Annotated in this window: 8 protein-coding genes; all 8 read right to left on the bottom strand. The window is 43.0% G+C overall.

The features are described 5' to 3' along the window. Window positions 1-20: 20 nt before the first annotated feature. The 8 genes from KYJ26_RS19485 to KYJ26_RS19520 are packed head-to-tail and all read right to left on the bottom strand — an operon-like array spanning window position 21 to window position 12,130. Window positions 21-2,810, bottom strand: coding sequence for a VWA domain-containing protein (locus KYJ26_RS19485; RefSeq protein ID WP_219169160.1), 2,790 nt, complete (start codon window positions 2,808-2,810; stop codon window positions 21-23). Further along, entirely contained in the window at window positions 2,794-4,554 is a 1,761-nt protein-coding gene (locus KYJ26_RS19490) for a vWA domain-containing protein (RefSeq protein ID WP_219169162.1), read from the bottom strand. Before KYJ26_RS19490 ends, KYJ26_RS19485 begins: the two co-directional genes overlap by 17 nt. A 9-nt stretch (window positions 4,555-4,563) precedes the next feature. Continuing rightward, window positions 4,564-5,445: a DUF58 domain-containing protein gene (locus tag KYJ26_RS19495; RefSeq protein WP_219169164.1), complete on the bottom strand. Its 882-nt coding sequence runs from the start codon at window positions 5,443-5,445 to the stop codon at window positions 4,564-4,566. Beyond that, on the bottom strand, window positions 5,442-6,443 hold the full coding sequence (locus KYJ26_RS19500) for an AAA family ATPase (RefSeq protein ID WP_219169166.1): 1,002 nt from the start codon (window positions 6,441-6,443) through the stop codon (window positions 5,442-5,444). Before KYJ26_RS19500 ends, KYJ26_RS19495 begins: the two co-directional genes overlap by 4 nt. Window positions 6,444-6,448: 5 nt before the next feature. Further along, window positions 6,449-7,945, bottom strand: a complete 1,497-nt coding sequence (locus tag KYJ26_RS19505; protein ID WP_219169168.1) for a hypothetical protein — start codon at window positions 7,943-7,945, stop codon at window positions 6,449-6,451. Window positions 7,946-7,956: 11 nt separating this feature from the next. Beyond that, window positions 7,957-8,802, bottom strand: a complete 846-nt coding sequence (locus KYJ26_RS19510) for an ABC transporter permease (RefSeq protein ID WP_219169170.1) — start codon at window positions 8,800-8,802, stop codon at window positions 7,957-7,959. After that, window positions 8,799-9,734 carry an ABC transporter ATP-binding protein gene (locus KYJ26_RS19515; protein WP_219169172.1) on the bottom strand — a complete coding sequence of 312 codons (936 nt, stop codon included), beginning with the start codon at window positions 9,732-9,734 and terminating at the stop codon, window positions 8,799-8,801. The genes KYJ26_RS19510 and KYJ26_RS19515 overlap by 4 nt, the downstream gene beginning before the upstream one ends. Beyond that, window positions 9,731-12,130 (bottom strand): hypothetical protein, encoded by a 2,400-nt coding sequence (locus tag KYJ26_RS19520; protein ID WP_219169174.1) that lies wholly within the window; start codon window positions 12,128-12,130, stop codon window positions 9,731-9,733. The genes KYJ26_RS19515 and KYJ26_RS19520 overlap by 4 nt, the downstream gene beginning before the upstream one ends. Window positions 12,131-12,157 lie beyond the last annotated feature (27 nt).

Genomic DNA, 12,157 nt, shown 5'->3' on the forward strand with positions numbered 1-12,157 from the left:
GAAGGCAGCGCCTTCTCTTTTTATTTTCCCCTTCTCTTTTTAGCTTCCAGAAGACGCTCAAGACGTTCGTCATCATGTGATATTATAGGTTCTGACTTTTTCTTCTCCCTCTTCACTTTCTTTACAGGTTCATTTGTAACACTTGTCGCTTGTAGTGATGGACTGCTGTCCGTTTTCTGCCATCGAGGGTTTTGGTCGTGTTGGCGGTTTCTTGCCACTTTTTTGCCAAGCTGTTCGACATTTCCTTTTTCTTTTATCCTTGTATCTGAAGTCTTGGCGGATTTGACCCTCTTGTATAACGTCATCAAGGGACCAAGCCCGAATCTTCTTACGTATATCTCACTGAAAAACAACAGAAATCCCGCAATGATCAGTGCGGACTGAATCGATTGTTCTTTGTATGCTCGGGTATGAAGATCCCTGAAAGCATCCTTCAGTGAAGAAGACTTCTTTCCGGCAGTCTTCTCTACGATTGTATCAAGCGCCCGGTGCCCTCCCCTGAAGCTGTACTCTTTGGAATAAGGGATTGAAAAACCTGTCTGGTAAGAGCTTTCGGAACTCTCTCCTTTATTTGATATATTCATATTGTAAAGACCGGGGGCTAATCGTTCTTCAAATAAGACTTCATAATCACCCGGTGCTTTTATTCTCGTTGTGGCAGGAATCGTTTTTCCATCTTCTGATAAAACATTCACCTCAAGGGGCGATACATTTCCTTCAGAGGATGATAGATTTAATTGGGTATTTCCTTTTCCTTCTTTCACATCAATGGTGAAGGGGTTCGAACTTATGTCTGGAAATGATCTGTCAACAAGATCATTTACGAACACCGGCCACCCTTTCCATCGTGCAAAATCCCCCGTCCATTTCCCACTCGTGTCGGAGGTAAAGGCAAATGACCTTCCAAGTCCGTATCTCCAAGTAGCCAAGACGGGATCCTCTTTCCCGCTCTCCATTTCCATTTGGGCTGTCCCTTTTAACGAGGTGGCGATATAAGCATTCATTTCCGGAACACCATCTTGAAACAAGGTAGACCATTCTGCCGATGCAATCCGGGGATAGAACGGCTGATCTTCAATATAGGTTCTGGTCGTAATCACTGTCTCCCTGGTCAATATGCTGGGGATCACACTGGCATCCACGACATCATAGAACCTTCCCTTCCCCCACTGCGATAAGTCGTCCAGCAGTGCCCTGTCTGCCCCTTCACCGATGGCAACAGTGGATAAGGTTATCTGTTTATCATGTCCCTCTTCCACAAGATTCTGGTAGCTCCCTGTTGTGGCTGATTGTCCGTCTGTCAATAGAACGATATGCTTTCTCTTTAATGGGAGGTTTTCAAGACTCTCGTATGCTTGCTGCAAGGAGGTGAAGATTTCGGTTCCACCTCCGGAAGATATGGAGCGAATCTGTTCTTCTACTTTTTTACGGTCAGTAAGAGGTTTCGTTTTAACAATTTCCCATGGCCGGTCATCGAATGCAATGACTCCCAGGGTATCCTTGTCTCTTAGAAGAGAGACCGTTCTCGCGGCTGCTTCCTTGGCAAGGGCTATCTTATGGCCGTTCATACTGCCTGATCGGTCCAGTACGATGACAAGTCCCAGGGACGGTAATTCCTTCTTACCTTTAACATCCATATCTACAGGAAGTAATCGTTCAATCGGGGTTTTAAAATATCCACCTAGCGCAAAGCTGTCACTTCCCCCAAACATAATGAAACCTCTCCCGAACTCTTTCACGCTTTTTTCCATGAGAAGCATTTTTTCCTGGGGTATACTTGTTGCAGGTACGTTATCAAACAGTATACTTTGATATTGCAGGTAAGATGTCAGCTTGCCGGGCAATTGTTCCGGCTTGTATACATCGACGGTAACTCCTTTTGAATTCAGAATCGGGGTCAATGCACTTTCGTCGGATGAATTTTCCACCAGCATGACTTTGGCCGGACCTTCTGAGCGGGCCAGTTGGAACAGCGTATTGTTTTCGGGATTCTCATCCCCTTCTGAGAACACTTCTGCTTTATATACCAACAAGCCGCTACTTCCGACGGCATGCTTGAAGGTAAACTCATTTTCGCCTTCCTGTACTTTGAGGTTTTTCTTGATGATGGTTTTATCATTCAATGAGACGCGCATCTCAACCTCTTTTTGATTAGTGCTATACGTGTTGACCTTAATATTTGTTTCTTCTCCTTCATATTGAATGGGTGGTACAGAAACACTCTGTACCGCCACATCTTCTGACCTATCCGATGAAACAGGGATCCAGTCTACCTCAATCTTTTTACCATTCAATATTGGAATGATGTCTTCACCTGATCCCAAAGTTTCCTTACCGTCCGTTAAGGCGACAATTCTACCACCATCAGGAAGAAGATTCGATGAGTATTCGAGTCCTTCCTGAAGATTTGTATCACCCGCATTCACTTCCCCCCGGAACGAATCCATTTCTTGTTTCGAATCGGAAACTGTACGTTCTATTTCAGCATTTTCACCAAACGATACAACCCCATATCGATCTTGTTCTTTCATATCGTTGGAGGCTTGACTGATCAACTCAAGGATCTGATCCTCTTTAGTTGAGACAGAAGCTGAACGATCGGCTAAAAAGATGACCGATTTTGCCTTATCAGGGAATACAAGGGAAGGATCGGCAAGGGCCAAGATCAACAGAAACATGGCACTCCCCCTTAAAACAAGAATGATTTTCCCATCTTTTCTCAAAGGCTGCCCTTTAGCATAAAGGAAGAGGACGAATCCCAGGGGAATCAGGAACCATAACCAGAGCACTTCATTAAATTCGACTCCCACGTCTATAAACCTCCCACTCTATAAATAACACCAAAACGGCTAACATCAGAAGCAATGAAGAAAAGGTTTCAGGGATGGCATCCTCCTCTTTTCCCCCATTTCCTTCTGAAGGGTTCTGTGTAAAGGACTCACTTCCCAGACGTTTTTCCCTTTCGTCCAGTCTGACACTGAAGTATTTAATCGCTTCTCCTTGAACTGCCTTGTAAAGACCGGGGATCAAAGGAGCTTTAAATCGTTCATCCAGTTCCGATTCTTGTATAAACTCATCATCAGCTGTATAGATATCCCACTCGCCACCGGATAGAGAAATGGTCCTTTCTTCTCCAGGCTGGAAATATCCGATGAATCCTTGATCCTCTGAAAGAAACTGATAAACATTGTGAAGGAAGAGCGGAAACCCGGCATGCAGGGGAAAATCTGTGTCATTCAAATGCATGTTCAGGACAACGAGTCTGGTGCCTTCCTCTTCTCCCTTCTGTAAGAGGGGTACGGAATCACTTTCTACCAATGTATCCAATCCTTTTCTATCAATGGAACTTGCCTTTTCAACAAAGACTTTTTCTAAATCCACATGCTTTAAAAGAGGATCTTCGCCCCTTACGTTGACTTCTGATGAAAGGCTATTCGACTTCTCAGAAGATTGTGGAATGATCATGGCAGGATTTTTAATCGATAATCTTTCCCACTGCTCGTTCGTTGTAACAATGATCCCGTCACCAAGCTTCACCCGGTCCTCTTCAACGGTTTTCACATCCACTCCGAGTGATTGGAATCCCTTTAATAGAAAAGGGTTTAACTCCCCAACCACAGAAATCGGCGGTTTGGAAATAGCCTGAATACTTTCAAGAACATTATCCATTTTGAAATCATCCTTGAAGGCAATTTCCGCTTTGTAAACGGGACTTTCAGGCAATTCAGGCAGAGAGACAACCGCTTCTTTACCTGCTTCAATTTCAATGTCCTTTGAGGCGATCATCTTTTCATCATCGAAAATGGTGATCTTCCCGATTTGTTTGTTCCTGCTCTGATTTTCAATGACAGCGACTCCCTGATAGAAAGTCCCCACTCTCTCCACCCCGAAGCTTGCGAGAGAAACATTCTTTGCTTCCGGCAGGAGGTTATGTACCTGAATAGGAGTCGTCACCTTCTCCTTTGTAAAATCCCGCTTTGTTACCGAGTCAGAGTAGACATGGATAATGGATTTGGGTCCTTTTCCGAGCGCTTGTCCAAGGCTCAGCGCCTTCTTCATATCTTCATGATCATTCGTCAATGACATCTGTTGCAAATGGTCCACCGCCACTTGCTCGTTCTTCTCTCTTGAAGTAATGGTAGAGACTGAGCTACCGACGCCGAGAATGGTGATATCCCCTTTGGTATCTTTGATCAAAGAGCGTATCTCTTCTTTGGCTAATTCAAGATGTGTCTGACCATTCACTGATGCATTCATGGAAGCAGAGGTATCCAATAAGACGATAACATGACCTTTTTGGGCCATCTGCCCCTCTGTATATGGATTAACCAAAGCAAGCATCAATAAGAGGAGGATCAGTACCTGTAATAAAAGGAGAAGATTCTTCTGTAATCGATGGAACCAAGGTGATGCCTGCCATTCCTTCATCACCTCTTCCCATAATAGGTTGGAAGGTACGGTATGATCCCGATACTGCTTCCTGAAGAAGTACATTAATATGACTGCAGCTATAAAAAATGAAAAGAGAAAAAAGAGTGGATTTCCTATTCCCATACCATCACCTCAGCGTATCCATCCATTTTCTTTGAAATGCTTTAAGAATACTTCATTCAATGGGGTCATGCTATTTGTCAGGAGGTAACCAAAGCCCCACCTTTTACATAATGATTCAATATGTTCATTGTGTACCCGCAATCGTTCCTGATAGTTCATCACTATATTCCGATTTAATGATACATTTACATCCTTATGGTTTTCACTATCTATTAATTTCACATCGCCCAGATACGTCGGGGACATTTCTTCTTCATCGAGTAACTGTATAAAATAGATCATTTCATTTTTTACAGACAGCCTTTTAAGAGTATCCCTGATCAGTGATATGGGTTCCAAACCATCCGAAATGATGAAAGAAACCGGATTTTTCTTACGGACACCCTTTTCCATTTCCTTAAAGAATGAAAGACTCTCACCTTCCGCAATGTTTGATGATAGTCCCTGTATATCAAACAGAATGGCTTTTGCATCACGTGGACCCTTCTTCGTGAAAGTCTTCTGTGAAGGGGTTCCGACACAATTCAACGTGAGATGGTCATCATTCGCGAGGGCAACGAATGAAATGGCACCTGCCAATTCTCTCGCTCTCTTCCACTTTCTACCTTCTTTTACCATAGAATTGGTGCAGTCAAGATAAATATGGACCTTTATTTCCCTCTCATCCAAATATCTTTTAATAAAGATCTTATTCGTTCTGGCATAAACATTCCAATCGATTTGCCTGACATCGTCACCAAGCTCATACATTTGATAATCTGAGAATTCAAGGGAACTGCCTTGATAGTTTGCTATGCGTGAACCCTTCTGATGTCCCATTCTCATTCGATTCCCTCTGATTCTGTGCCTTTTCAACTGTGCCAGTAACTGGCTGTTCCAAAAGGATCTCATCGGGACTCACCCTTTTGAACCCAATCGATTAACTCATGAATGAGTTCATCGGTCTTCACATTCATCGCTTCCCCTTCAAAGTTCAGGATGATACGGTGCCTTAGAACGAGAGGGGCGACCTTTTTAATATCTCCCATGGATATATGGTACCTGCCTTCTGTCAGAGCCCTTGCCTTTGCCATCAGTATGACATTTTGAAGCCCTCTGGGTCCGCTCCCATATTCAACATATTGCTTGATACTTTCTGTCGTCTTCTCGCCATCTGGATGTGTTCCGTCAATGAGGTCTATGGCAAAATCAATCATCTCTTCTGTCACCATAATTTCTTTAACCAGTTCCTGAATCCTCAAAAGCTCCATCTGACTTATCTTCTTCTTGAGATGAACCTCATCGGTTCCAGTGGTACGTTTGATAATTTGTTTCAATTCTTCTTTAGATGGATAGGAAACGATGATCTTACTCATGAAACGGTCAACCTGGGCTTCAGGGAGTGGGTAGGTTCCTTCAAGATCAATGGGATTTTGAGTGGCCAATACAAAGAAAGGCTTTCCAAGCGTCATGGTTTCACCTACCACTGTCACCGTATGCTCGGCCATCGCTTCCAGCAGGGCACTTTGGGTTTTTGGGGTTGAACGGTTGATTTCATCGGCCAATACAAGTTGGTGAAACAAAGGACCTTCATGAAAAACGAATGGGTGTTCATCATCCCTGACTTGCTTCATGACCATGGTGCCGGTAATATCTGTAGGCATCAAGTCAGGCGTGAATTGGATCCGGGAGAAACTGAGATCCATCACATTCGAAATGGAACGGACAAGCATCGTTTTTCCTACACCCGGTAACCCTTCCAGAAGAGAATGCCCACCTGCCAGGATGGTCCATAGAACCCCTTCAAGAATATCCTCCTGTCCGACAATGTACCGCTGGACCTCTCTTTTTACTTCCTCCATTTTTTCAGAGGCATCTCTGAACTGATGTTCCTTATCTTCAATATTCATCCATTTCACTCTCCCGGATCTATTTCACTAAAATAGGACTCTATAATATGTTCTAAATCTTTTGGAATGGTCGCTCGACTTGCACCATTCCGATATGAAGAATAGTACTCTTGATAGACTTCTTCATAAGATCGCAAGGAACCTTTTTGGACCGGTCCATCGGTCTCGAACTGATCTCCCCGTTCACCTTTCCCTAATTCTCCTGAATCAAGTTCTACAGAATTCTTTCCAGAAATCTTTTCAGGTACTGAGAGCATTTCCCTGGAACCCTGACCACTTCCCGCACCATTCCCATTGCCTGCAGCTCCTTTCCCGCTGCCATTGCCTCCACCGGCACCGGATCCATTTCCACTTTGTCCCGTAGAATTTTGTGTTCCGCTTCCCTGCCCCCCATTTGCAGTAGATGGCTTTTGATTTGTAGTCGAAGCGGTGTTTGGTTGACTGGAAGACGATGATCCTTTTTGATGCGAAGAAGGCTTTTGAGCCACTGTTCCGGGATCTGTCGTCGTACCACTTTCCCCGATGGCTTTCTGTAAAAGCTCTGCTTCTTTTTGCATCTCTTCTTGAAGTTTAGCCAGTTGACTCATCCCCTCTGATCCCCTGGTTTCATTCAACAGGTCTGCTAATTCTTCAGGTGAGTCAATACCTTGATCTTTCAATGCTTTCATCAGTTCATCTTTCTGTTGTTCTGACAGCTTATTCAATGATTTCATCAGTTTACCGTCAGCATCTTCTAGGGCCTTTTTTATAGTGGGTAAGTTTAAACGATCCAGATCATGTTTCACTTCGAGCAGCTTGGCATTTTGTTTCTCCACCTTTTTCTTCTTAAGATCCAGTTCCTTTACGACTTTGTTGATTTCTTTGTATCTCTCTGCCGCCTTCTTCTTATCCTTCAACTCTTCGTTTTCCTTTAGCAGTCTTTCTTTAATAGCGGCATTTCCTTTCTTTTTCGCCTGTTCCGTTATACGTTTGTCTGACTGAGCGATGATCTCCCTTTCCCGCTCCATTTGGTTTGCTTGTTGAAAAGTGGCATCGCGTTGAGTGTAAATCAGAAAGGATAAAAGAACGAGTGATAGCGTAGTCATCAGCCATTTCGGCCGCATAATCTTTTTCCGATATCCCTTGATTTCTGGAAAAGCCCTTAGCATTCTCTCCAGGGCATCCCGGGTGACCAATGGTGATAAAGGATGATCACTTTGAAGACTGCTAAAAGCTGCAGTCACACGATTATCTTCAATGAACCGGTCATAGAACAAGGCGCTATCCTTTAAGGTCGGCCTTCTATTGAAAGTCACCATTCCACCGGCGATAAATATAAGGGTGATCCCGCTCCAAAGGATTCTATCCCAATACGGAATGGCGATGATCGATGCGAGAGTGATGACGAATAGAGCAAAGGCTCCTGCATAGACAAGCAGGAGCTGGAGAGAATTCCAACATTCGTTGATCAAAAGCTTTTTCCTTATTTGCTTAAGTAATTGAAAAAATTGATTCGAGTCCATTTTCTCACCCTCTATTTAGTGCTCTTCACCTTCATACTCGGTCTTAGCTTCAAAATGCTCAGGGACAGAGATATTACAGCAAATACTGTATATATACTCAGGAATGAGATCCAAAGCGGAAACTTGATTCCACTTCGTGTATAGATTTCTTCAATTGCCATCGGTTCAAAATGCCCCATGATGACAATGGCAGGGTTGAACATCGCAATAAGGTAAGGGACAGGAGTGGTCTGATTCTGGTATGGTCCGTTCCCCATTGCCATAGAAAGCATGAAGAGAAACAACGTCCCCCCTACGAGAAACAGTACCGTTGCATAGGTTGTCACCATGGATACAATGGTTTTACGGATTACAGTTGAATAAAACACTCCCATTGAACCAAAGGTGAACACGAGAAATAAGCTGTACCCAAACACGGTGAATAAATCTGAAGGGGATACGCCCCCGAATAAGAAAACAAAACTATAAAGCGGCAAGCTTGATATGACTAGTAAGAGTAAATAGGAAACGGACGAAACGAGCTTACTCAAAATTATGCTCATGGAACTTTGTTCTGTCGTTAACAACATACTCAACGTTTGTTTCTCCCTTTCACCGCTGATGACACCACCAGTCAGACCGGGGGTAATGAATAGTACGAGCGCAAGCTGCAAGAATGAGAGAATCATAAACATCACCCTGCTCTCTTCAGGTCGAAAATAGCCCGTATTTGAAAACCGGGTTTGCATATAGATGAACCCGATGACGACAATACCTATGGCAATCAAGTAGCACAGCATCCCGATGAACGCTTTAAATGAACGGAACCGGAGCTTGAATTCTTTATTTAACATGGGATTGATGAATAATGATCTCATGAAAGGGTCACTCCTTTCGTTATCTCCATAAAGACATCCTCCAAGTTTGTTTCTGTTTCTTTGAAGCTCAGAATGGGAATGTCATTTAAGATGGCTTTCTTCAGTAATTCAATCTGCCCTGTTTCTTCTCCCTTATAAAGGAACTGAAGGGTCTTGCTTTCTTCGTTCACTTCGATCTTGGAAACAAAAGGATCGTCTTCAAAAAATGCAGCCGCACTTTCAACAAGCCCCCTCACTTTCACCACAATCAGCTTATCTGCCTGAAGTTGAAATTGAATGTCCGATACAGAACCATGTGCAACAAGTTTCCCATTATCGATGACTCCTATTTCATCACACATTTCAGCAAGCTCGGGAAGGATATGGGAGGAAATCAGGATGGTTTTCCCCATCTTTTTCAATTCCTTAAGGATTTCCCTCATCTCGACCCTCGCCCTCGGATCAAGACCCGAAGCCGGTTCATCAAGGATCAGGACCTCCGGATCATGGATAAGGCATCTTGCCAGACAGAGTCGCTGCTTCATCCCCCTTGATAAAAGGTCCACATAGGAATCTTTTTTATGAGAGAGATTGACCAGTTCCAATAGCTGCGGAATGAGCTTTTTTCTTTGGGCAGCAGGGATTTTGTAGCTGGCACCGTAGAAATCAAGATATTCCTCTGCTTTCAATTGATCATACACACCGAAGAAGTCGGGCATATATCCAATTTGTCTCCGGACCAATTTAGGCTCATGGCTGATATTGAATCCATTCACCGTAGCGGTTCCAGCTGTGGGGGCAAGAAGTGTCGCAAGTATAGAAAACGTCGTAGATTTCCCTGCTCCATTCTGACCGACAAATCCGAATACTGTTCCTTTTTCAATGGATAAATTCAGATTATCCAAAGCAAGGAATGACCCATAACGTTTCGATAAATTTTGAATTTCAATCATGGTTGAACCTCCCCTTTCAGCACAATGGAAGGAAGGCGAACAAATGGATCCCCTTGTGAGCGTTTTTCGAATTCGAAAACGATTTCTCCATTGTCATTCAAATAATCTTTCATTTTTTCCTTTACTTCAATTGAGTTCGCTGATGTCTCTTCCAGGTTTATCTTCTCTTCCGTTTGCGGGTCGACAAGTGAGAATTGAAGGACCCCTCCGGTATGAAGCGTCATATTCAAGGAATGTAGATTGACCTTGGTAAGATCGATCTGTTTAGGGAGCTGAATGGTCATTTCATATGTACCATCCTCGATTCCTATTTCATCAGCGCCATTAGGAGAATAATGCTCGATGATTTGCCCACTCAGCGGTTTAACATCAAGATCAAGTTGCTCACTGCGAAGCGTAAATGCGCCTTTATAATTCCCAAGTGAAGGAAAGTGTTGATAAAGTAGCGAGAAATTATCGGATTTTGATTCTTTATCCTTGATGCTCATCTCAAAGATGCTGGCTTCGGTATATCCAAATATGACCGGTGAATTACTTTCATTATCGGATGAGATCATCTGTGCTGCGAAGTTTTCCAATCGTTCCTTTTTTTGTTGTTTTATGCTTTGTTGATTCGGGAAAGGTGCCGCCATATTAGGATTTCCGATCGGTGAAGACAAATAATCGGTTGAAAGCTTCTTATCGATTTTAAGGCTTTCCCCAGCCTTCACTTCACCCACCCGATAGATGCGGGAGCCTGACCAAATATATACATCTGTAAAGTCGTATGGGAAATCATTCAGAATGGTCCCTGTAACCGTTTTATCCTTTAATACTAATTCAGGAACAAAGCTTCCCAATTTATTCTTTTCACTTGTACCAAGAACTGTCCTTGTCGACCAGTACTCTACATCCCTGAACGTGATCTTTCTTTTATCCTTACTTAGTTCTTCTACAGCAAACTGGTATTGGCTCCCTCCACCCGGGTTATTCCTTATCCTAGCCGGTGTCAGCTCCAGTTGGTTCTTATCAGATACAAAATCATAGTCTCCACCGGAATTCGAAAGGGCTGTAAATGCTGAAATGCCGTGAACGCTTTGATCATCTTCTACTTTTAATATGTTCATTTGGTTCAGATGCGGCTTAGAGATTCTGTCTTTGGCTCCTGTAACGAAGATTCCTGTAGAGACAAGGATGGAAATGGCAGGGATGATCCACCATGCCTGTTCACGTTTATCTAATTTTCTTAATGCAAAATATAACAGTGGCACAATGACAATCAAATAAATGATTAGAATAATAACTAAAGTACTGACTTTAAAGTTTGTAGATGGAAAGAGTTCATTGCTATCCGCTACTTCATAATAAATTCTTTCCAAAAAGCTTTGATCGCCATTTTGCTGCCCAAGCAGGAAGTACGGTTCGGTTTTTGACAACATGTTTGCAAACCATTCATCATAATGTTCCCATCCGTTCAAGACGGGATCCCCCAGTGAAAAGGATGTTTGCCATACTTCCCCCAACCCTTTGGCATTCATTGCGACTAAAGGGATATCATTCTGCTCAACGATCACTTCAGCATCTGGATTCACCTTACCTTTTAAAATGGGTAAAGAACTGAAAGAAGGGTTAATGCTTTTCTTCACATTAAAGGAAGAGGTATCAGAAAGCGTTCCTTCCTCATTCAATGTAAGAGGGACCATATCCGATAATGGACCCAATGTATCTTCCTGATGAGGCGAGGCACCAACCATTAATACTCCTCCATTTTTAACCCAGCTCATAAGAATCCTCTGCTGGGTCCCCTTGAGTTCAGTCAGATTGAACTGGTCAATGACAATATAATCAAGCATTTGTAATCCGTTCTTTTCTTCAGGGAAAGTCTCTTTGGTAAGAGTCAATGTCTCAACCGTATTTCCTCCCATGGTAGAACCTTTGATACCTTTTAATCGATCGGGGTTTTCACTTAATAGTCCGATTGTCGTATTGTTGCTATAAATGAAATTAGGTGTTAAACGTTTATCTCCTTTAAATTTCACTTCTTTTCCGTTTTCCCATGATCCCTCAAACAGATGAATGGTCTGAAGATTTGAATTGTGTCTGATCTCATCGTTAAAGCCGGGAATGGAAAATGTGTATGTACGTTCTGAATCGGCAGGGACGTCTATGGACAATGCCCTTGCTCCTCCGGTTTGATAAGATGGTGCATAATCAAATAATAGATCGCCTTTGAAATCGGAACCTGTATTTTCAACCTTCACTGTAATAGGAAAGCCTCGACCTTCTTTTACTTTTCCGTCAATTCCTTCTTCCACTGAAATTTTCATTTGTCCTTCGGCTAGTGTTGTGTCCTGTATTAACAGAAACATCAAGACGCCTAAGAACGTGACAAATATTGCTTTTGCCAACCTAGTCACATGCATTCCCCTCTCCCTTTCTCTATC

This window comes from Rossellomorea orangium (genome assembly GCF_019334305.1).
Lineage (GTDB): Bacteria > Bacillota > Bacilli > Bacillales > Bacillaceae_B > Rossellomorea.